General features: G+C 62.2%; 15 protein-coding genes and 4 pseudogenes. 12 read left to right on the top strand and 7 right to left on the bottom strand.

Annotated elements, in window-relative coordinates:
* The first annotated feature begins 65 nt into the window (after positions 1 to 65).
* The 3 genes from NLN62_RS52790 to NLN62_RS52780 are packed head-to-tail and all read left to right on the top strand — an operon-like array spanning position 66 to position 4981.
* Complete coding sequence (locus NLN62_RS52790) at positions 66 to 1436, top strand: exonuclease SbcCD subunit D (RefSeq protein WP_371933204.1); 1371 nt, start codon at positions 66 to 68, stop codon at positions 1434 to 1436.
* Positions 1437 to 1439: 3 nt separating this feature from the next.
* Complete coding sequence (locus tag NLN62_RS52785) at positions 1440 to 3515, top strand: AAA family ATPase (protein ID WP_254114467.1); 2076 nt, start codon at positions 1440 to 1442, stop codon at positions 3513 to 3515.
* Positions 3428 to 4981: an ATP-binding protein gene (locus tag NLN62_RS52780; RefSeq protein WP_254114466.1), complete on the top strand. Its 1554-nt coding sequence runs from the start codon at positions 3428 to 3430 to the stop codon at positions 4979 to 4981. Before NLN62_RS52785 ends, NLN62_RS52780 begins: the two co-directional genes overlap by 88 nt.
* A 357-nt stretch (positions 4982 to 5338) precedes the next feature.
* On the opposite strand, the gene NLN62_RS52775 is transcribed toward NLN62_RS52780, so the two are convergent.
* Positions 5339 to 6574, bottom strand: coding sequence for a hypothetical protein (locus NLN62_RS52775; protein ID WP_254114465.1), 1236 nt, complete (start codon positions 6572 to 6574; stop codon positions 5339 to 5341).
* 137 nt (positions 6575 to 6711) lie between these two features.
* Between NLN62_RS52775 and NLN62_RS52770 the strand changes: the two genes are divergently transcribed.
* Entirely contained in the window at positions 6712 to 7752 is a 1041-nt protein-coding gene (locus NLN62_RS52770) for an IS110 family transposase (protein ID WP_254106570.1), read from the top strand.
* 458 nt (positions 7753 to 8210) lie between these two features.
* Here the strand turns inward: NLN62_RS52770 and NLN62_RS52765 are convergent, their stop codons facing one another.
* Positions 8211 to 9236, bottom strand: a complete 1026-nt coding sequence (locus NLN62_RS52765; protein ID WP_254106407.1) for an IS110 family transposase — start codon at positions 9234 to 9236, stop codon at positions 8211 to 8213.
* Between the two features lie 199 nt (positions 9237 to 9435).
* Between NLN62_RS52765 and NLN62_RS52760 the strand changes: the two are divergent.
* Positions 9436 to 10399: pseudogene (locus NLN62_RS52760) on the top strand (IS110 family transposase).
* 516 nt (positions 10400 to 10915) lie between these two features.
* Here NLN62_RS52760 and NLN62_RS52755 read toward each other — a convergent pair.
* Positions 10916 to 11062 (bottom strand): annotated as a pseudogene (locus NLN62_RS52755) (nucleotidyl transferase AbiEii/AbiGii toxin family protein); the annotation flags it as partial.
* On the opposite strand from NLN62_RS52755, the pseudogene NLN62_RS52750 reads away from it, so the two are divergent.
* Positions 11032 to 11316, top strand: a pseudogene (locus NLN62_RS52750) (DUF736 family protein). The pseudogenes NLN62_RS52755 and NLN62_RS52750 sit on opposite strands and share 31 nt — an antisense overlap.
* Before the next feature lie 54 nt (positions 11317 to 11370).
* Entirely contained in the window at positions 11371 to 11589 is a 219-nt protein-coding gene (locus tag NLN62_RS52745; RefSeq protein ID WP_254114464.1) for a hypothetical protein, read from the top strand.
* A 667-nt stretch (positions 11590 to 12256) separates the two neighbouring features.
* On the opposite strand, the pseudogene traG reads toward NLN62_RS52745, so the two are convergent.
* The 3 genes and pseudogenes from traG to NLN62_RS52730 all read right to left on the bottom strand — a co-directional run bounded on the left by traG (position 12257) and on the right by NLN62_RS52730 (position 14660).
* A pseudogene (gene traG / locus NLN62_RS52740) lies at positions 12257 to 14193 on the bottom strand (Ti-type conjugative transfer system protein TraG).
* The gene (gene traD, locus NLN62_RS52735) at positions 14180 to 14395 is read right to left on the bottom strand and encodes a type IV conjugative transfer system coupling protein TraD (RefSeq protein ID WP_254114463.1); all 216 of its coding nucleotides are present in this window, start codon (positions 14393 to 14395) and stop codon (positions 14180 to 14182) included. Before traD ends, traG begins: the two are co-directional and overlap by 14 nt.
* A gap of 4 nt (positions 14396 to 14399) precedes the next feature.
* On the bottom strand, positions 14400 to 14660 hold the full coding sequence (locus NLN62_RS52730) for a TraC family protein (RefSeq protein WP_254114462.1): 261 nt from the start codon (positions 14658 to 14660) through the stop codon (positions 14400 to 14402).
* A gap of 246 nt (positions 14661 to 14906) precedes the next feature.
* Between NLN62_RS52730 and traA the strand changes: the two genes are divergently transcribed.
* Genes traA through NLN62_RS52710 form a run of 4 tightly spaced genes read left to right on the top strand, consistent with a single transcriptional unit; the run spans position 14907 to position 20530 of the window.
* Entirely contained in the window at positions 14907 to 18215 is a 3309-nt protein-coding gene (traA, locus tag NLN62_RS52725) for a Ti-type conjugative transfer relaxase TraA (RefSeq protein ID WP_254114461.1), read from the top strand.
* Positions 18212 to 18745, top strand: coding sequence for a conjugative transfer signal peptidase TraF (gene traF / locus NLN62_RS52720; protein WP_371933203.1), 534 nt, complete (start codon positions 18212 to 18214; stop codon positions 18743 to 18745). The genes traA and traF overlap by 4 nt, the downstream gene beginning before the upstream one ends.
* On the top strand, positions 18666 to 19901 hold the full coding sequence (locus tag NLN62_RS52715) for a conjugal transfer protein TraB (protein WP_256576136.1): 1236 nt from the start codon (positions 18666 to 18668) through the stop codon (positions 19899 to 19901). Before traF ends, NLN62_RS52715 begins: the two co-directional genes overlap by 80 nt.
* 8 nt (positions 19902 to 19909) lie before the next feature.
* Positions 19910 to 20530 (top strand): TraH family protein, encoded by a 621-nt coding sequence (locus NLN62_RS52710; protein WP_254114459.1) that lies wholly within the window; start codon positions 19910 to 19912, stop codon positions 20528 to 20530.
* A 452-nt stretch (positions 20531 to 20982) separates the two neighbouring features.
* Here NLN62_RS52710 and NLN62_RS53970 read toward each other — a convergent pair whose 3' ends face one another.
* A complete protein-coding gene (locus NLN62_RS53970; RefSeq protein WP_371933202.1) occupies positions 20983 to 21378 on the bottom strand; it encodes a transposase in 396 nt (131 codons plus the stop codon).
* A 189-nt stretch (positions 21379 to 21567) separates the two neighbouring features.
* Here NLN62_RS53970 and NLN62_RS52705 point away from each other — a divergent pair, with 189 nt between their 5' ends.
* Positions 21568 to 21897 carry a transcriptional repressor TraM gene (locus tag NLN62_RS52705; protein ID WP_254114458.1) on the top strand — a complete coding sequence of 110 codons (330 nt, stop codon included), beginning with the start codon at positions 21568 to 21570 and terminating at the stop codon, positions 21895 to 21897.
* Positions 21898 to 21945: the final 48 nt, after the last annotated feature.

Below are 21945 nucleotides of genomic sequence, written 5' to 3'. Positions count from 1 at the left end.
GCCCATGATCACGAATGGGCTCCAGGGCGCGGTGATTTGCCGGGTCGTGCAAAAGCGCTCGCGCAATGAACAGTTGTCCCCTTGAATTCAGTGGAGCTCGCTTCAAGGCCCGTTGCCTGTCCGCCATCTTCATGTTTTGTCTCAGCCTTTGCTGGAACAACGATATGAGTTATTTTCAATTCATCCACACTGGGGATATCCATCTCGACAGTCCCCTCAAGGGTCTGAGCGGTCAGGAAGGTCCCGCGGCTGAAAGAATCCGAACGGCGACCCGAACAGCCTTCGAAGACCTTGTCACCCAAGCGATCAACGGACAGGTGGCTTTCATGGTCATCGCCGGCGATCTCTATGACGGCGACTGGCGCGATTTTCAGACCGGGCTCTTTTTCGTCCGGCAGATGGGGCGCCTGCACGCGGCGAACATCCCGGCTTTCGTTCTTCACGGCAATCACGACGCTGAAAGTCAGATCACTAAACGACTGACACTGCCGGACAACGTGCAGGTGTTTGCCTATCGCAAATCCCAGACCTTCAAGCTCGAGGATCATCGCGTTGCGCTCCACGGTCAGAGCTTCCGTATGCAGGCGACGACGGATAACCTGGCGGCGGCTTATCCCCCGCCCGTGAAGGGGTACTTCAACATCGGTGTTCTACACACCGCCCTTGGAGGAACGAACGGCCCCCATGAAAACTACGCGCCGTGTACGCTCGATGAACTGGTAAACAAGGGCTACGATTACTGGGCTCTCGCGCACGTGCATCAAGGCGGCGTGCTGCACGAGCATCCGCACGTCGTGTTCTGCGGCAACCTGCAAAGCCGCCATATCCGCGAGGCCGGCGCAAAGTCGGCGCAGTTGATCACGGTGCAGGACGGCGCGCTGCAAGGCATTGAGCCAGTGCACACGGACGTCGTGCGATGGATATATCTCGACGTTCCGGTTGGCGAATGCGTGCGATTTGGCGACGTCATCGATCAAATCAAGAGCATCATCGGCAAGGTCACCAGGAACGCAGAGGGCCGGTTGCTGGCCTGCCGCATCCAGCTGAGCGGCACGACCGCTCTCCATGGCGAGTTGCTGGCCTCCGGGCCGCAGTTGCTGGCGGAAGCGCGCGCCGCAGCCCTCGCGCTCGGTGAAGAGGTCGCCTGGATCGAACGCGTTATCAATGCGACCAGGCCGGCATCGGCGGTTTCCATTCTGTCGGATGGGAGTGCGATCAACGATCTCCCTGTCCTGCTGGCTCAGGCTGCGGACGACGCTGACTTGCAGGCGGAGATCGCGAGCGATCTGGGCGATGTCGTCCGCAGGCTTCCGCACGATGCCGCGCTTGATATCGACGATCCGCTTCTGGAGGCGGCGATCAACAAAGACTTTGGCGCGGTGATCGAGCAGGCAGGCGCATATCTGAGCGCGCGCTTGGCTGCGGAGAGGCGGTGATCCATGCGTATCCGTTCCCTTGACCTAATCCGGTACGGACACTTCACCGAAGCCTCGCTTCATTTTCCGTCTGAAGGGCCCGATTTTCATATCGTGTACGGCGAGAACGAGGCCGGCAAGTCGACGACGATGTCGGCGATTGAAGATCTGCTGTTCGGGATTCCGGGTCAGTCTGCAAGAAACTTTCTTCATGAGAACGCGGCGTTGCGTATCGGCGCGACGTTGGAACGTGAGGGAACGGCGCTATCGATCCGGCGGCGCAAGGGCAACAAGGACACGCTGCTCGGCCTTGACGAGCTGCCTCTTGCTGCGGGCGACGGGTTGCTTGGACCGTTGGTCGGTGGGATAGATCGCGCATTTTTCTGCCGGATGTTCTGTCTCGACCATGAGCGCTTGCGCGCTGGCGGCCGGGACATCATCCAGGCCAAGGACGATGTCGGCGCGACCTTGTTCGCTGCGGGGGCGGGCGTCTCCGGTCTTCGCGATCGACTGGCGGCGATGCAGGAAGAAGCGGACGGGCTGTGGGGCAGCCGCAAGGCGGGGCACCGGAAATATTACCAGGCGGAGGAACGTCTCAAAGAGGCCGAAGCGACGTTGCGCCAACACACGGTCACCGCGACCAAATGGCAGGAGCTGAAATCAGCCTATGAAGAGGCGCGCGACGCCTGTGTCCAGGTCGAGAAAGAGATCGAAGAGCAAGTCGCCGAGCTCGCCAAAATCGCGCGCGTCCGGCGCGTTTATCGCAACGTACGGCGTCTCGGCGAGATCGAAAACGAGATAACGGCCCTCGGCGTCGTTGCCGATCTGCCCGCTGACGCCGCGAAGCAATTCGACAAGGCGTCGGCCGATAACGCCGCCGCGGAGGCGCGCATCACAGCCTATCAGGAACAGATAGCAACGTTCAGCGCTGAGCGCGCCGCGATCGCGATCGACGATAACGTTCTGCTCCATGAGGCGGAGATCGAACGCCTGTCCAAGCGCAGCATCCAGCTCGCTTCGGGAAGAGCCGATTTGCCAAAGCGGCGGGCGGAGCTCGCAGCGGCGGAAGACGCTCTCAAGCGGGCAGCGTCCGAACTGGCTTGGACGGGTGAAACCGCCGAGCTGCTTGATAGAATCCCGCCGCGTGCCAAAGCTTCGGCCGTGCAAGGCTTGCTGACCTCTCGCGGCGGCCGCTTTGCGGCGGTCGAGAATGCCCAGAAGACCCTTGAAGACGCTGGCGAAAAGCTGGCTGATCTCCAGGCTCGCATTGAGGCAATCGGGACCCCCCAGGATCTGTCGGGCTTGGCGGGCGTGGTCAAATCCACTTCCGCCTTAGGCGATCTTGACGCCCGTCTCCTGACTACCCAGCGAGAGTATCGGGACGCGGATGAACTATGTCGGCAGCAAATGGCGATGATGAATCCCGCGGTCGTTGACGAGACGAGTTTGCGCGCCATGAAAGTCCCGGCCGAAGCCGCAGTGAAGGCACATCGCGACGTGGTGCGCGATCTTGAAGGCCGTACTCAAAACCAGCAAGCGGCTATTCGCGATTTGACTCGGGCTGTCGAGAACAATCGAAAATCTTACGCGCGGTTGGTATCCGATGAAAAGATCGTGTCGGCCGAGGATTTGACGAAGCTGCGGGAACGCCGGGACGCAGGATGGTCTATCATCAGGCGTCGGCATGTCGACAATATCGCAGTGCCGGAGTCGGAAGAGCGCGCCTTCGCAGATGGCGACGCGCTGCTCCACGCCTATGAAACGGCTGTCGGCCATGCCGATGCGGCGGCGGATCAGCGGTTTCAGAACGCAGAGTCGACGGCTGCGGCCATGGTGCTGGCTCGGCAGATCGCCGACCAGCATGACGCTCTCGACTCCAATAAGCAAGAACTTGCCTCGTTAGCGGCAGAGCGGAGCGCCTTGGCCATGACCTGGGCCGGCATGTGGAGCGGCGTCACGGATGGCCCGTTGCCCCTGACGAGATGCTTGACTGGCTCGACGCGAGGGCCGATTTGCTGGATCAGATCGCCAAGCGCGACGGCGGAGCTCGCTCGGCAACGTCGCTGCAACAGGAAATCGCAGAAGCCAAGCGACAGCTAGTGGGCTTGCTGCAGGATACGGCGATTGCGGCCTCGGCAGGCAGCCTGCCCCTGAACGGCATTTTGTCGACGGCGGAAGTGCGCATCCGCACGGAAGAGGCGAATGCGCAAAAGCGGAACGAGCTTGCGCTCGATGAGCGGAAGCTCAAGGCCGACGTCGAGCGCAAGCGCGGTGTGGTCGAGAGCGCCGAGAAAGAGCGCGACGCCTGGAATGCGCAGTGGAAGGACGCCTTGGCGGCGCTCAGTCTTTCGGCTGAAGCTCCCATTGAGACCATCCAGGAGCAAATCGACGCGATCGACCAGATGCGCGAGACATCTGTTAAGATTGCGGACTTGCAGCTCGAGCGGATCGGAAAGATCGAGCGGGACGTCAAGGTGTTTGCAGCGGAGGTCGAAAGGCTCATTGCATCGGTGTCGCCGCAGCTGGCGGGCGAGGACGCAGACGAGGCTGTCCTCAAGCTTCATGCACGATTGAATGCATCGAAGCAGGCGCGTGACTCACTTAACGAGAAGAGTGAAGCGGTTGAAAGTCTTCAGAAGAAGCTGGACGACTGCGACAGGTCGAGAAATGACGCGAGGGTCATTATGACAGGGCTTCAACAGTTAGCCGGTGCCGGAACGATCGGTGCGTTGCGCGAAGCCATTCAGCGATCTGACCAACAGCGCGCGCTCAAGGATGAACGGGCGCGGTTGCGCGAAACGCTCGAAGCCGATGGCGACGGTCTTGGCCTAGCGGTTCTCGCCGAGGAGTGCCACAGCAACGATCCGGATCAGGCTGCGGCGCGGGAACAGACTTTGAAGAAATCTCTCGAAGAGGTGCGAGAGCGGCAACTGACCGCTATCCAGCACAGGAACGATACCGAGCGCGTATTCGAGGCCGTCGGCAGCGACGCTGCCGCGGCAAGGGCGGCATCGGATCGTCAGGTTGCGTTGGCGGAAATGAAGGACGCGGCCGCGCAATATGCGCGCGTTCGTTCGGCGTCGCTGATCCTCAGATGGGCGATCGAGCGGTTTCGGCGTGAAAAGCAGGCGCCGCTGCTCAAGCGAGCCGGGGAATTGTTCTCGATCCTGACCGGCGGTTCCTTCGAACGGCTTACGCTTGCATACGATGACAAGGATGTTCCGCACCTAGCGGGTGTGCGCGGGGATGGTGGTGCCGTCCCAGTATCAGGACTGAGCGAAGGCGCGGCCGATCAGTTGTTCATGGCCTTACGCATCGCTGCCGTAGAAGAGTATCTTACGCATTCCACGCCAGCGCCATTTATCGTCGATGATCTTTTCATCAATTACGACGATGCGCGGGCTGCGGCTGGCTTCAAAGTGCTGCAACAGCTGGCGGAAAAGACGCAAGTGCTCTTCTTCACTCATCATCAGCATCTGGTCGGCGTTGCCCGCGCAGCTTTCGAGGGACATGTGTCGACCGCGGTTCTCGAACCCCGCGGGATTCCAGAAAAAAACGTGGCCTGACGGTTAGACGACATCAGCGCGAGGAATCGAAGCCGGATGGCGGGTGGGTTCGTTCACGAAAGCCCGGTCGGTGGGACCAACACGCGGAGCGCGGCCGGGGCTATTCCTCGTTATGCCGTCATCGGCTAGGTAGGGGGCCTTGCCGATGGGAGCCACATCGCCGACAAAACACCGCAGCGGCGTCGATCTTCTTCAGGATCTGGATTGGCGAGGTTGAAATTGGATGAGATTTCGGGCGATTTCAATTTCGGTAACTGCAAAGACTGGCCGATAGCAGTGAGACAACTATCTGCACTCTCAGTTAGAAAACGGACGTTCGGTGTACCTGCAAACGATCTGAACGACTCCGTCGCCTGATCACGCGCAATCATACAGCACGCCAACGACTCTTCGCGCAGTGACCAAGGTCGGTATCACGCCGAAGATATCGGTCGCCTCGGTCGCGAGGACAATCGACGAACCGAGGCCCCCGATCGTCTCGAATTGGCGGAGGTGAGCCAACGTACCGGGCAGACGGGCGCCGACCCGCTTGAGAATGCTCGTACCATCATCGAGCGTTACTGCGACAAGTGTGTTCTCCCATCGATCGAGATCGCCAATTGTTAGCTCGGCGCCGCCCAAAATGATCTGACCGGGAAGCGCGAGTGGAACGGCGCTGTCCTCTCTGACGCGGTAAGCGACGACGACGTGCGCAAGCTCCGGCACCATATCGACAGGCGTTGCCTCGCCACTTCCAGGCGGCGGCGGCATATCGGTGAAGATTGCGCCGACGATGCGGTGCAGGCGCAGCTTGCTCTCGTCGAACGTCAGTGTCGGGCGCGAGGTCCGCGGGTCGGGCATCTGCGCAGCTAGCGAGACACCGATTGCGCCACGTGACGTCACCAGCCGTCGTGCCAGCACTTGATTGCGATACTGAGCGATCACGAGATTTTGGTCGCGGCCAGGATAAGGTTCAACCTCGACGATCGCGACCGCGCCGCCGGGTATGGCAAAGCCCAACGTGTCGCCGCGGACGTAGAAGAGCGCTTTGCCGTCGAACCATTCGCCACCAAGCCGTTCGACAGCAACATCTTGCGTCCCGCCCACGGGCAATTCACCGACGAACGCGGCGATTTCCGGGCAGAGCGGAACGGAAAAGGTGGGCCTGATGATCGGCCGCAAGGGCACGACGTCCGTTCTGCTCTCGGAAGACGCGAGCGGCTCGCGCCACCGGTACAGGCTAAATCGTTCGTGGACCTTTTCTATGCTGGTCCGCAGCCGCGCGAAGTAGGCTTCGACAGCCTTTACGTCCATGTAGCTGATCGACGCCTTGTCGTGGTGCGACGTGTTGAGGACACGCCGCGGCTCCGCCCCTTCGGCGAGGGCGGTATCCTCCGCGAACCGCTTGACGACCGGATTGGCAAACAGTTCGCCTGTCCCGATCGAGACGAGCCCGCGCAGCTTGTCCATCAGAGGGATGAGCGTCAGCGGCTTCGTCGATGTGGTGTACGCGGGATGAGCAACATCATCGAATAGGTCACCGAGCCGCGATTCGAGGAAGACGCGCAGGTCGGCCGCATAGTTCTGTGCGTCAGAAGCGGAATCGGAGTTCACATGAAACGCTTGGCGCCGGCGATCGATCTCCTCGATCGCCGGCGAGTGTGTTTCGGCGTGTTGGGGTGGACGGCCCCCGACGGCATCGATTGTGCCAGAATGAGGTCGTTGCAGATCTCAGACAAAGGAGACCGTCCGTGGAACAGATTAGCCGAATCGGCATGGATACGTCGAAGCGTTTTTTCCAACTTCACGGGGTGAACGCCGCCGAGAAGGTGGTTTTGCGCAAGAAGTTGCGGCGCAAGGAGATGGTTGAGTTCTTCGAGAAGCTTGCGCCGACGGTGATCGGGATCGAAGCCTGCAGCGCCTCCCACCATTGGGCGCGGCTTTTGCGGTCGTTCGGCCATGAGGTGAAGCTGATCGCGGCTCAACTGGTCAAACCGTATGTAAAGCGCAGCAAGAACGATACGGCTGACGCCGAGGCGCTTTGCGAGGCGATGAGCCGGCCAACGATGCGTTTTGTGCCGGTAAAAACTGCCGAGCAACAGGCGGCCCTGATGCTGGTCAGCCTGCGCGATCGGCTCATCCGCAATCGCACGCAATTGTCGAATGCCATCCGCGGCTATGCCGCCGAGTTTGGCTTTACCGCCGCCAAAGGGATGGTGCACCTCGATCCGCTGTTCGAACACATTCAAGCGGATGAGAGCGTGCCCGACCTGGCTCGCGAGCTGTTCGCGGCCCAGGCTGAAGAATATGCTCAGTTGCAGGCGCAAATCGCCGAAGTCGCCGCCAAGCTCATGGCTTGGCACAAGGCTGATGAATGCAGCCGACGTCTCGCCAAGATCCCTGGCGTCGGTCCGATCGGCGCGGCGCTGTTGATGATGAAGACCCCGGCGCCTGAGCTATTCCGGTCAGGGCGCCAGTTTGCGGCCTGGATCGGATTGACGCCGAAGGATCATTCTACGGCCGGCAAGGTCAGGCTCGGCGCCATCACCCGGGCCGGCGATGAAGCTTTGCGCGCCGTGCTGGTGTCGGGGGCCACCGCCGTGATCAGGCATGCTGTTCGCTGCGGAGGACGCGCCTCGCCCTGGCTCCTCGACCTTCTCAAGCGCAAGCCGCCGAAGCTGGCCGCCGTAGCGTTAGCCAATAAGATGGCCCGTATCGCTTGGAAACTGATGGTCACGGGCGAAAACTACGCCATGACATCCGCGCGCGTCGCTCCGGCGGGCGCGGCATAGAGATCAGCCAGGCACGGGGAGCAACTTAACTGCAACCGTGCTGAGCCGATGCCGGAACTTGCAAGGTGACAAGCAGATGGTGTGATCGATCGATCCTAGACACGAGATACTCCGTGGACCCCACTGACCCCGCAAAGGTCGCCGGCGTGTTTGGAACTCGCGTCGCGGAAACCATCTTGGCCAGCGTTCATCTGCGAGCGCGACAACAGGCTGATGGAGTTGTCTAATCGCGGAGGTGGTGTCAAGTATCTTTGCTTCTAAGACGCCTGTACCGGGTGCAGGGTTGTCTTCGCGGTCGACATAAGCCGCCGCATGATGGAGCTTCGCGGGAGGAGCCTTCACAGTGGACGACGCACTTTGCTGAATCAGCGGTGCAACCCCATCAACGGAATGACTCGGGCCCACGTCCCGGCAGGGACGTCTCGGGCGCTCAGATTTTGAACGCTATCCGCAAGATATCATATTTCGGCTCCTGCGTTCCGATCAAAGAACTCACCAGTTTTGAGCATCGAATGCATTATCACCGCCAGTTTGCGTGCTACGGCAACGGCGGCTCGTTTGAAGCCGATCCTCTCTCGAAGCTTGAGGCCCCATGTGCGCAAGCTGCTGTTGGCCGCGCTGCGAGTCAGGATGACTGTCGCCGCCTCGTACAGAAGCCCGCGCAGATGATGGTCGCCGCGTCGGGATATATGGCCATCATAATCAACCTCTCCCGATTGGTAGCGTCGGGTCGTTAAACCAAGCCAGGCGCCAACAGAGCGAGACTTCTTGAAGTTTTCAGGCTCTTCAATGGCGGTGACGAAAGATGTCGCGGTGATCGTGCCGACGCCGGGGATCGACATGAGGATGCGGCAGGCTTGGCTTTGACGAGCAGCCGTGATGATTTGATGCCCGAGTTCGGCGACCTTGATGCGTATGCTTCGCCAAGCTTCCAGCATGGGCAACACAATAGGAGCAAGCCCGTCCTGATCGACAAGAAGGCTGCGGACATTCTTCTCGAACGTGCTTCCCTTTCCGGCTGGAATAAGAAGCCCGAATGTTTTCATGAATCCACGGATCTGGTTCGAAAGTTCGGTGGTAATTCTGACCAGCCGAGTGCGCGCCGCCACGAGTGTGCGGGTTAGCATGCTGTCGAACCCTTTCACCCGCACCTCACGAAAGAAACCTACTTCCGCAAGCTGCGCCAATCCATCGGCGTCGTTCGCGTCGGTTTTATTCGCAGCCATGTCGAGGGCTGCTTTGGCATGGCGAGCATCGATGCAGATCGCGGGCACGCCCTCGGCGCACAGCGCATGATAGAACCACACCGATAGCGGGCCGGTCTCGAACACCACCCGTTTTACTGTCGGTGCACGCTTGCGAATGAGCTCGGCAATGATCTTTGGATCAGAGACACACTTACCGCGCCAGATCCGGTCGCCTCCACGTCGGATCGACACCGCAGTCTCTTTCATCGACACGTCGAGACCGATATATTCGTCCATGGCTGTTCTCCATTCGATGCTTGGGCCCGTCCAGTCGTGAGCCCGTATCTTCCATCCTATCGGGGAACAGCCACCCTCCAAGATCATGATTGATTTCCAGGGTAAGCCGCTCCGCGATTACCCCATGTGGATGCCCCCTCCCGCCGGCATCGCAATGTGCCAATGAGGATATTCGCAATCATCAAGGAAGGAGACATCCATGAATGTTACCATTGGGATTGATCTGGCAAAGCGCACTTTCCAGCTGCACGGGGCAGGCGCCGATGGTTCGGTGATCTTCCGCAAGAAACTATCGTTTGAGCGAGTTTTAGGTTTCTGGACAGCCAGCCGAAGTGTCTGGTGGCGATGGAAAGTTGCGCTACCTCGCACGACTGGGGCCGTGAGATTGCTAAGCTTGGACATGAAGGTGAGGCTCATTCCGCCCATCTATGTGAAGCCGTTTGTCAAAGACAGAAGAACGATGCCGATGCTGAGGCGATCGTTGAAGCCGCCTCGCGCCCAACGATGCATTTCGTCGCCGTGAAAACTGAAGCTCAGCAGGCTCAGGCATGGTGTTCCGAACGCGAGATATTCTCGTCGGCCAGCGGACGCAGATGATCAATGCGTTAAGAGGCCACCTAGCCGAATATGGTGTGATTGCGCCCCAAGGCTGATTCGTAATGCATCGGCTCCGAGCAGGTTATTGAGGATCAAAGTTCGGCTTCTGAACGGGTGCGAGACTTGAGCCGGCTGTATTTGGAAATTACGATGTACGACGACAAGATCAAAGCGTTGGAAAAGATCATCCGCGAGCGTGCCAAGCAGGATGAAGATGTCGCGACTTAACGACCATACCGAGGTGGAGTGATCACCGCCATGGCGATTCAGGCTTTCGCACCACCGATGGAGGTCTTCAGGAATGGCCGTGACTTTGCCGCGTGGCCGGGATCGTACCTCCGGCAAAAATCTGGCGGCAAGAAGAAGCCGAAGCTCGGAAAAACATCAAAGATGGAGGCCAGCGCGATATCCGCCGCCTCTTGATCCATGGCGCAACATCGGTCGTTAATTGGGCTGGACGAACGGGCGTGCCAGGGGTCCGGTCGCTTACCGGATGCTGGTATGCAAACCGCGCATTCTGGTTGCAACTGCTGGCCAATAAGATGGCGCGGATAGTCTGGGCCTAATGACCGAAAATTACCGCGATCGGCAGCAGCGGTGGCAGAACGCGCCGTATCCGCCGATAGCGTCGGAATGTTGAGGAAGGGCAGAAGGACGAGTGAGGGCTTACGGTCTTAGAGACGGGATTTGGATAACTTCAGAATATGTCAGGAGCTTTTGAGCTCGCCAGGCCGATTTGGACTAATCCGCGTATCGCCATACAGGCCCGCAGCGTGCAGAATGCCGCAACTTATGGGAGCCGGACACGACCGCACCTGATCGCATGTTCTCAAGTTCGTCGATAAAAACTTCTTGCATTCCCGAGGGCATCCACACACGGACATGGACTCTAGCTTGATCTGATCAAAACAATGCAAAAGACCCTTGCGAGGAGAGGGCCGTCCACATGGCGGGTCTCGACCGCGGTCAGCGTGGGTCCATCGTTTCCAATTCAATGAAATCAATGGCCTGAAGGGTCCCGACGACGTCGATGGGGTCATTTTTCGATCAGCATTCACATGTGAGGGTCGCGTCGCGCTCTGGATCGGCAAGTGAGCGAGGTCAATATCGACCGACAGTCGGGGCATGTCGCGATAAAGAGGTTGATCGCGGTGCCACCTTTCAAAGCGAAGCTGTCCTGACGCGCGATGTAGGGGCAATGTCCAGACCAGCAGCTCCACCTGGCGCATGTCTCAACCCAAACGTCAAGGCCAAGCTGGTCCGCGTCGAGAACCCCTCGAGAAGGAACGCACTTCCGCATCTACGCAGGTGGCAGTACTGTGGAGGCACGGGCGCGGCCCTGACGAGAAGACCACCAAGGACACCGGCGCGACTACCTCTCGGTCAAGCTGGACAACCCGACTTCCCCGCCCCGTTACTCGCCACTCTGATCGAGGTCGAAGGCGAAGGCCTGCCTTTGATCTGGTCGACGAACCGGGACTGAAGCTCCGCCAGAGGCTCACGCCGTGAGCGACCTGTCGCTCGCCAGAACACGCTCATGACCGTCGTCGACACGATCGAAGAGCTGCGGGCCGAGCTGCGCGACTGCCTGTTCACGCCGCGGGCGCGGCGCTCGAGGCCGAACTCCCCTGCATTCGCCAGCGCAGTACGGCGCTCGCCGCCGAGGAGGGACATCAAGTCCCTTCTCTTCTTGCCTTACTGTGGCGCCGGCCGTGTCTGTTCCGTTGAGGGCGTCCTTGACTGCCGGCTGGCGTGAAGTGGAAAGTTTCGAGGCCGCGATCGTCATTGTCGCGCCAGTCGCGGGATTGCGACCCAGCCCTCGCGGGCGAGCGATTCCTTGACTTTGAATTTCCCGGAATCCGGCCGGGCTCGTCTCGGCTCCGCTTACGGCCGCCTCTGTGATCCGCCCAGCGAACACGCCATCAGCAAGCCGCTGGGCCTTAGTCATGCTGCTCGTCTGCGAGTCTGGTCGGCAATTTCGTTCGCGGTCGTCATGGAGACGTTCCTTTGCGATGATTTTGTTCCATCTGACACAAGATTGCCGCACGGGTAGGGCCGATATTGCGAGCTGAGCCGTAATCCCCGGAAAACTCCTGAATTATCGCGTTTTCTCCTCCGCACCGTATCCGCGCCGGCGCTTGACGCACTCCAGCCGTCCAGAACGCCTCGCTGACCTCAGTGCCGTTGTCGAAGGTCTGCCATCACCTGGCGTTCGTGCCGATCCGGCCCCAGTTGCGGACGACGACATCCCGCCGAACAAGGTCGGCTGGATGGATGGCGTGTGGGCTCACTGCCTGCTGCGGCTGGCATCAGCAGTAAAGGCGGCTCATAGCAGGGTTCGACATGGACGAATTCTCGCCTCCTTCGGAAGCGGCGTCCAATGAGTTTATGGTCGACCGGGTGGATGAGTTCGTTTGGCATCGTCACATCAATTGCACCCTGGCGCACTCATTCGGTTCCTTCCGGTGGAACCTGTTCTTGCCGACACACGCCCGCATGTCGGCGCGGCAGGGCTCTTGAATGGCGTCCGCAGCGCAGCGGATTGCCCGGCGGTGAAGATGATCTGTTCATCGGTGCGCATGCGCCTTCCTCTGTGCGGAAGGATCAATGGCCGGCGCGTGAGCTGTTTGGAACGCGTCCGCGACGACCGTACATTTGCGACGAGCGGCTGGTGGTCAGCCTCGACCGTCGTGTCGCGCAGCGCTTCGAAATGTAGTCGGCGGTCTCCGGATCATTAATCGCAGCGAAAGAGATCCATGACGCTCTCGAACCATTGCTGGTGGCGTCGCGGCCGCCATAGGCCTCGCGCATCTGTCCGATCGACTGATGAGGCGTCAAGAGCGTGATGCCGTACTTACGCCCAGCATCGCGCGCCGCAGAGGATGCGCAGATAGCCGGGACGGGCGACCTCATCGAGCAAGAACAGGGTGCGCTCGCCAACCGCCCCATTGCGGTTGTAGATCGCGTTGAGGAGCGCGCCGATGATGACGCGGGCGAGGCCGGCATGGTTTTCGAGCGTCTTCAGGTCGAGGTTGATGAAGATGTCGGTTCGGCCTTCGGCGAGCTCGCCTGTCGTGAAGCTCGACCCCGATACCAGGGCGGCATAGTTGGCATAGGAAAGCCAGTGGGTTTCCTTCACCGCGTTGGCGTAGACGCCGCTGAAGGTCTCCGGCGTCATGGCGATGAACGGCGCGACGTTCTCCTTCACGAACCCCGATTCCGAATTGTCGTAGATGGTCTGCAGCCGCTGACGCAGCTTTGGCTCCGGCTCGGACAGGTTGGCGCGGACCTGGCGCAGATGCTGGTCTTTCCGTTCCGTATGACCGGACAGACAGACGTCGGCGATCAGGGCTGTCAGGAGCTGCAAGGCCGAGGCGCGGAAGAAGTCGTCGCGGGCCGAGCCCTGGCGTGGAGTGTCGGTCATGATCCATGACGCGACGGCTCCGATGTCCTCTTCCTTGGTCGCGCCGTGCTGGCCGATCCAGTCGAGCACGTTAAAGCCGCTTCCCGAGGCGCGCGGGTCGAGCACGAAGACCTGTCGGCCCGCGTCCCGCCGGTGCGTGCTCACCATGGGCGCGACCTCGTTGGAGGGGTCGAGGACGACGAGGCCGCCGCCCCATTTGAGGGCTGTCGGCACCGTGATGGATGTTGTCTTGAAGCCGCCCGAGCCTGCGAACACGATGCCATGCGATGAGCCGAAGGAGGCATCGAAGCAAAGCAGGGGAGACCTGCCGCCGACCCCCCATGTCTCGGCGTCCTCAGTGCGGAAGGACTGACCTGCGACCGCATCCCGGTCGCCGCGATAGCGCTCCCCGACCACGATGCCGCCTGCCTCCGGAAACAGCCGTGCGGCCTCTGTCATCGCCATCCAGTCGGACTCGCCATGGATGGCGCGCCGGCCCTGGATGCGACGCGGAGCGGGGCTTGCGAAGGCGGTGTTGCCCTTCAGTGCGACGCGCAGACCGAAGACAGCCACGAGCGCCACGATGGTTGCGCCAACGGCCGTCGCAGGATCGGCGTAGGCGAGAAGTCGGTCTCCAGGTGGCAACTCGCCGGCGAAGGAGTTAAGGCGCGCGATCTCCCGCGAAGCGGCGATGGCGATGACCAGCAGGGCGCCGGACGCGACGCCCCAGCCGGCCGAGCGGATCGCGGTCGCGCCAGCGGCCGCGAAGAGGAAGACCACGCCGCTCGCCGCCGCCAACACATAGGGCATGGCGATGCCAATCCGCCCCAAGACCAGGCGCGCGTTCGGCGTTGCTCCGAATTTTGCAAACCACACCTCAATGCCAGTGACGGCCAGGCACAGGCCCGCCATCAGCACGGTCGGCGCGATCGCCAGCGCGATTCTATTTGCCTTCACAGCCGAACGCCTTCGCGCCGATCGCCATCAGGCGCTCGCGTTCCTGTTCATTGCCGTGAAGCCGCTCCTTGGCGTCGATCAAGAGGCCCAGCAACAGTGCCCGCTTCTCATAACGAAGCCCGGCCTTGGCGATCAGGCCGCCAAGCTCGATCTTCTCCCGGGTATCCTTCTTTCTGATATCACTGGCCTCGGACTTGCGCATGCGCTCAGCCCTGTTCAGCCACGCCCGAAGACGCGCCAAGCGTGACCGCCGGAGGCGCGGTCGTGGTTCGGGAGCCACCCTTGCGAAAGCGGCCCACGATGTCCTCGAAGGCCGACAGCAGTGCCCCCTCGTCAATCTCGAACCCCCCGATGCCGGCCTTCAGTGCGATCCGGCCGATCCGCTCGGCCTCCCGCGTCTCAGCCTGCTTCAACTGGTCCTGGAGCCGAGCGATTTCATCCCTGATCTGCCGCGAGGGCTTTTTCATTCCGAAAGACCTTTCCTGTCGATTTGCGCGAAGCGTCCGAATGAAAGCCGGGCTGAGCGCAAAGCGCGACCCGGGTAATTAACGGGGTCGGCGAAGCCGACGCTTTGGAAGATCATCCCGCCGTTCCGAAGGAGCGGCTTCCAAGGGCGCAGTTATACGTCGCTGACGCGACGTCCTGCTTCCCGGCCCGAATGGGCGGGCCGATCCCGACGAACAGGATGTTCGTTCTCTTCGGGATCGCCCCTCGTGGCCATTACGCATTTCACCGTCCAGATCATCGGCCGTGCCGGCGGCCGCAGCGCCGTTCTGTCGGCCGCTTACCGCCATTGCGCCCGCATGGAGCACGAGGCGGAGGCGAGGGTCGTCGACTATTCGAACAAGCGGGGGCTAGCGCATGAGGAATTCCTGCTGCCGCCCGATGCGCCGGCCTGGGCGCGCGCGCTGATCGCCGACCGCTCCGTCGCGAGCGCGACTGAGGCATTCTGGAACAAGGTCGAGGCCTTCGAGAAACGCTCCGATGCGCAGTTCGCGCGGGAGGCGATCATCGCCCTGCCGGTGGAGCTCACGACCGAACAGAATATCGCTCTCATGCGCCAGTTCGTGGCGCAGGAGATTTTAGCGCGAGGACAGGTCGCCGACTGGGTCTATCACGATGAACCCGGCAATCCGCATGTCCACCTGATGACGACGCTGCGGCCGCTGACTGAGGAGGGTTTCGGCGGCAAGAGGGTCGCCGTATCAGGCGACGACGGCAAGCCGCTCCGCACCGACGCCGGCAAAATCCGCTATGCGCTCTGGGCCGGCGACAAGCAGGAGTTTTTGGCGCAACGGGCGCGGTGGATCGATCTGCAGAACCACCATCTCGCGCTCGCCGGCCTCGAGATCCGTGTCGATGGCCGCTCCTATGCCGAGCGCGGCATCGACCTCGTCCCGACCACCCATATCGGTGTCGCGGCAAAAGCGATCGACCGGAAAGCGAAGGTCGAAGGCGCGGCGCACGGGCTTGATCGGCTGGCGGTCTTCGAAGAGAGCCGGGCCGAGAATGCTCGACGCATCGAGCGCCGGCCGGAGATCGTGCTCGAGCTTGTCAGCCGCGAGAAGAGCGTCTTTGACGAGCGCGATCTCGCCAAGGCGCTGCATCGCTACATCGATGACGCCGGCAGCTTCCAGGCCCTCCTAAACCGCATCCTACAAAGCCCGGATGTCGTGCGGTTGCAGGCCGCTGGCGTTGACTTTGCGAGCGGCGCGCGGACCCCGGCCAGGCTTACAACGCACGAGCTGATCCACCTGGAAGCCGACATGGCACGACGCGCGATCGGCCTTGCCGCGACCTGCAGCTTCAGCGTCCGGGAGAAGGCCATAAGCGAGGTGCTGGCGCGGCATGCGCAGCTCTCGGCGGAGCAGCGCGCGGCGATCGAGCACGTCACGGCGCCGGCGCGGATCGCGGCCGTGATCGGGCGGGCTGGCGCCGGCAAGACGACGATGATGCGCGCGGCGCGCGACGTGTGGGAAGCGGCCGGGTATCGGGTCGTCGGCGCGGCGCTTGCCGGCAAGGCCGCCGAAGGCTTGTCGAAGGAAGCGGGGATCGTCTCGCATACGCTGTCGTCGTGGGAGCTGCGCTGGCAGAACGGCCGTGACGCCCTCGATGGGCGGACCGTCATGGTGATCGACGAGGCCGGCATGATCGCCTCGCGGCAGATGGCGACCTTCGTGGAAGCCGCATCGCGGACTGGCGCAAAACTCGTCCTGGTCGGCGATCCCGACCAGCTTCAGCCGATTGAAGCGGGCGCCGCGTTCCGGTCGATCACCGAGCGCATCGGCTATGCCGAGCTCGAGACCATCTATCGCCAGCACGCGCAATGGATGCGGGATGCCTCGCTCGATCTCGCGCGCGGACGCATCACTGAGGCGCTGGCAACCTATCGCGCCCAGGGCCGCATTCTCGGCTCCGAGCTCAAGGCCCAGGCGATCGACAACCTGATCGTGGACTGGAACCGCGATTACGATCCGGCGAAGACCTCGCTGATCCTCGCGCATCTGCGCCGCGATGTGCGCTCCCTCAACGATATGGCGCGCGGCAAGCTGATCGAGCGCGGCCTCCTCGAGGAAGGACATGCGTTCCGGACCGCGGATGGCGAGCGCCGCTTTGCCGTCGGCGATCAGATCGTGTTCCTGCAGAACGAGGGCTCGCTCGGTGTCAAGAACGGCATGATCGGCAAGGTCGTGGAAGCCGAGCCGGGGCGATTCATCGCCGAGATCGGCGAGCGCGGGCATCGCCAGCGCGTCGAGGTCGATCAGCGGTTCTATCCCCACGTCGATCACGGCTACGCCACCACCATTCACAAATCCCAGGGCGCGACCGTCGACCAGGTGAAAGTGCTGGCGAGCCTCTCGCTCGACCGCCATCTGACCTATGTCGCGATGACCCGGCATCGCGAGGACGTGGCGCTGTATTACGGTCGTCGATCGTTCGGTCTAAACGGCGGGCTGAGCGCGGTCCTGTCGCGGCTGAACGCGAAAGAAACCACCCTCGATTATGCCAGCGGTCGCTTCTATCGGGACGCGCTGCGCTTCGCCGCGAACCGCGGGCTGCACATCGTCCAGGTCGCCCGCACGCTTCTCCTCGACCGTGTCCGCTGGACCATCCGCCAGAAGGACAAGCTGGCCCTATTCGCCCGGCGCCTGCGCGCCGTCGGCGAAAAGCTTGGGCTGGCCAACGCGCGCACCTCAACCGTCACCGCCACGAAGAAGGAGGCCCTACCCATGGTCGCCGGCGTCACCACGTTCCCCAAATCCCTGATCGACACGGTCGAGGACAAGATCCTCGCTGACCCCGCCATCAAGAAGCAATGGGAGGATGTCTCCGCACGCTTCCGCCTCGTCTTTGCCGATCCCGAGCGCGCGTTCCGCGCGACGAACTTCGACGCCATGTTGAAGGATTCCGCGACTGCGACTTCGACGCTTGTGCGTCTTGGCTCGAAGCCCGAATCCTTTGGCGCGCTCCGCGGAAAGGTCGGCCTGCTTGCGGGTAAGGCCAAGAGCCAAGAGCGTCAACGGGCCGAGGCCAATGTGCCGGCGCTGAAGAAAGACATCGAGCGTTACTTACGTCTTCGCGCCGAGGCCGAGCACAAGCATGAGGCCGAGGAACGCGCGATCCGGCACCGCGTCGCCATTGACATCCCGGCTCTGTCTCGCGATGCCCGCCGTGTGCTCGAGCGCGTGCGCGACGCCATCGACCGCAACGACCTGCCGAGCGCGCTCGAATTCGCACTGGCGGACCGGATGGTGAAGGCCGAGATCGACGGTTTCAACAAAGCCATCGCAGAGCGCTTTGGCGATCGCACATTCCTGCTGAACGCCGCTAAAGAGCCCAACGGGCAGGCCTTCGAGAAGGTGGTGGCCGGCATGGATTCGGCGCGGCGCGCGCAGCTGAAAGAGGCCTGGCCTGCGATGCGCGCCGCGCAGCAACTCGCCGCAGGGGAGCGCACCGCGCAGGCTCTCAAGCAGGCCGAGGCGCAGCGCGTGTCGCAGCGTCAGGGACAGACCCTGAAATGAGTTCTCGACGCGTCTCTGTGATGATTCTGGCGGCCGGTACGGGCCTCATTGTTACCCTAACCTGCGCCGGCTGGTGCGCCGGACTGCGCGTCAACATGACGCCAAGCTATCCCCGCGGCCTGTGGCGGATTGAGATGCTGGATCGTGAGGCCGCCGTCGGCGATCTCGTCTTCATCTGTCCACCGCATACGGCCGAGTTCGAACGCGCATTCGCGCGCGGCTACATCCGGCGCGGACTGTGCGCCGGGGGCTTAAGCCCGCTCATCAAGACCGTCGTCGCCATCGTCGGCCAACAGGTCGATGTGGCCAATCGCATCTCGATCGACGGCCGTCCGCTCCCTGATTCCGAGGTCCGGCATGCCGATGCCGCCGGCCGTCCTCTCGCGCCGTTTGCCGGCGGCGTTGTTCCCGCCGGCGAGCTCTATCTCCACTCCGATTTCGCAGGCTCCTATGATTCCCGCTACTTCGGCCCGATCCCGTCATCGGGCGTCCTTGGCCTTGCGCGGCCGGTCCTCACCTTCGGCCCATAGCTCCTGGCGGGGCGCGGCGATGGCCGTCGCCGCGGCCGCGATCGGGGCTGTTGCCTGGTGTGGTCACGCGCCCACCCTGTCGCTTGCCTGCGCGTTCCCGACGCTGTGGGCGTTCGCACCTTCACGGTCGATCTCAGCGGCAGTGAGCGCCGCCTATTTCCTGGCGGCATCACGCGGGCTGCCGCAAGGAGCGGTCAATTTTTACGGCACCGATTTCGGCGTCGGCATCGCCTTGTGGATCGGGGCTGCGGCCAGCTTCGTCCTTGTCCACGCCGTGCTGTGGCAAAGCCGGCCGGGATGGGGGAGGGCGCTTTCGTTCGCCCTTGCGGCGATCTTGATGAGCATGCCGCCCTTCGGCATCGTCGGATGGGCGCAGCCGATCACGGCCGCCGGGATGTTGTTTCCGGGATGGGGATGGTGGGGACTGGGTGCGACCGCAGCCATTCTGCTCACCATGACGACCGGAAAGTGGCCCATCGCGGCGATCGTCGCGGCCAGCTTCTGGGCCTGGTCGGCCGCGCACTGGATCGCACCGTCGCAACCCGACGGATGGGTCGGTCTCGATACCAAGCTTGGCGGCGTGCTCGGCCGAGCTCCGGACCTCGATCAATCCGAGGCGTTGCTCCAGCGCGTGCGCGAAGCGGCCGCGGCTGGGGCGCGTGTTGTCGTGTTTCCCGAGAGTGCGGCCGGGCTGTGGACGCCAACCACGAGCGGCTTCTGGATGGACGGCCTTCGCGGCAACGACGTCACGCTGATCGCTGGTGCGGCGATCGTCGATCGCGAAGGCTATGACAATGCCATGATGGAAATCAGCGCCGGTCGCGCGCGCCGGCTCTATGGCGAACGCATGCCGGTCCCGGTCTCGATGTGGCAACCTTGGCTCGCATGGACGGGGCAGGGCGGTGGCGCCAGAGCCAGCTTCTTTGCCGATCCCGTCGTCGAGTCCGCCGGCAGCCGCATCGCGCCCTTGATCTGTTACGAGCAACTGCTCGTCTGGCCCGTCCTGCAGTCGATGCTCCAGTCGCCCAACGTGCTTGTCGCGATCGGCAACGGTTGGTGGACCGCCGGAACCAACGTCCTCGCCATTCAGCGAGCCAGCACCCAAGCCTGGGCGCGCCTGTTCGCCCTGCCGCTTGTGCTCTCGTTCAACACCTGAGGCTCAGCATGATCGATGCTGCCACCATGCATCAATGCGCCGATCCGGGCTTGAGGCCCGCGATCGTCGAGAAATTCATCCGCGCGGTCGGGGCACCTGATCCGCTCGCCGTCACCGTCCGGACCGGAAACCGCGTCATCCTCGTAACGCCGCCCAAGACTGCGGACGACGCCATGGAGCTGGTGCGCCGTTACGTTGGCCAGGCGATGGTCCGCGTTGGGGTGACCCAATATCCAGCCGGGCTCGGTATCACCGATGTCTCGGAGCTCAAACCCGATCTCGTCGACACCTGCACCAACATCAGGATAGGCACCGCGCTGTTCGGCAAGGTTTATCGCATCGTCACGAATTGGTATGGCGCGCCGGTCGACGAGGCGCTGGGCGATGCGATCGAGGCCTGGAAGAGCGGGTATTTCGACGGGAAGTATGTGTTCGACGCCCCCGATCCTGGCACCCTGCCAGCCCGTAAGAGGGCGTCGGAGGCTGGCCACAAGCCGCCGAATGATGACGCGGCCAAGCCCGCGAGCAGCCCGGACGATGGGACCGTCCAGGGCAAGGAGCCGGACAATCCGAACAAGGCGGGCATCAGGATCGATCTGACCGGCGTTGGCGTCGGCAAGCCGAAATAGCCCTTTGCGAATGGCCTCGGCACCAGCTGGAAAGCCAGGATCTATTGGATGGGCGGCAGCGCTACGCTGTCGCGTCGTAAACTCCTTGATGTTGACGCGCAAGGGCCCGCGATCCGGCTGATTCTGCGGAGCGTGAGGTCGCCGCTCTCACGGGCTATCGCATATTCGATCATGCGCGGGGAGGCTCGGCGACGCAAGGTCGCCCGCCAGGGGAGCATTCTCTTCCTCGAGCAGCGGGTGTCGCGTCACCAATCATCGGCACACCCTTCATGTCGCAGGCTCTTGGCCGCTCAGACCCTGCCAGCTTGGTTGATGTCGCCGCATTCTCCACGGCTGGCGTCGAACCCCTCTTCAATCTATAAGGAATCACAGCGCAGTACGCGCTGCCTCGGGGCTTAGAAACCCTCGATTTGCGGTTGGTGCCGGCCGTGACGGCACCGGGATCCTCTGACCTAATGGCCGGGGACCTGCGTTATGTCCAGGCGCCTCGGTGCTCTGGGATCCCAAACTGGAGCCAACTCGCCTGCACGCAAAAGTCGGGCAATCATCAAGGCATCGCGACGATCGTTCTTTACCCGCTCGCTTCGGCGAACGGGTATCAGACCGGGTGCCACCACATCGCAACGATGCCCGAGCTTGGATATCTGGCGATAGATGCCGTAACCGCAGCAGCCAGCCTCATCGGCGAAATGGAGTTGGGCGTTGTCCTTCGAGTTTAGTGATGAGCTTTGCGACGACCTCCGGCGTGTTGGCAATCTGCCCGAAGAAACGCGCTTCCTCCCGTCAGCTACTGCCGCGGCAATTGACTCTTTGTGGACATCCAGTCCGATATAGCGGGTGGTTCTCATCATTTCCCTCCGGTCGATCTCGGGCAATGATATCGTACGGCCGCTTTTGGGGCCGCAAGGTGACGCACACCAGGGCGGAGGGAGCATGGGGTCTAAAGGTCAGAGACCGTCTAATCGCGGTTTTCTAACCCCCGGCTTGGGATCAAGGGGATTATCGTCGGCGGAGGCGCACCGCGGACCGAAGTCTGCGTGAGAATTGTGGCATCGAGCAATAATGATGAATCTCCCGACGCCGGGCTCGACTGCGAGCTTAAGCGCATGTTTGGAGGAATGGAACAACGTGAGCTTGAACGCCTAACCATCGGCGCCATTCACGAATACCGTGCTAGCGTCGCGCTCGCCGAGACGGCCCGATTGCAGCGGTTAGCCGCAGAGGCCGACAAGAACTGTTGTCCGGAACGCCGGGTCGAGCTCGAACGCATCCACGAGCACGCGGAAACGGAACATCGGGCACGCCAACTTGTTCTGAACACCCTTGTCGATCGGCTCGGCTTCGTTCCGAACGTCCCCATTGGATAAGCTGCAAGCCAACGCACTGCAGGCGTCACTGACTGACCGAATCAGGGG

The sequence above is a fragment of the Bradyrhizobium sp. CCGUVB23 genome (assembly GCF_024199885.1).
Taxonomy (GTDB): Bacteria; Pseudomonadota; Alphaproteobacteria; order Rhizobiales; family Xanthobacteraceae; genus Bradyrhizobium.
Note: the sequence above shows the minus strand (reverse complement) of the source record. Positions and strands in the feature narration are given on the sequence as shown.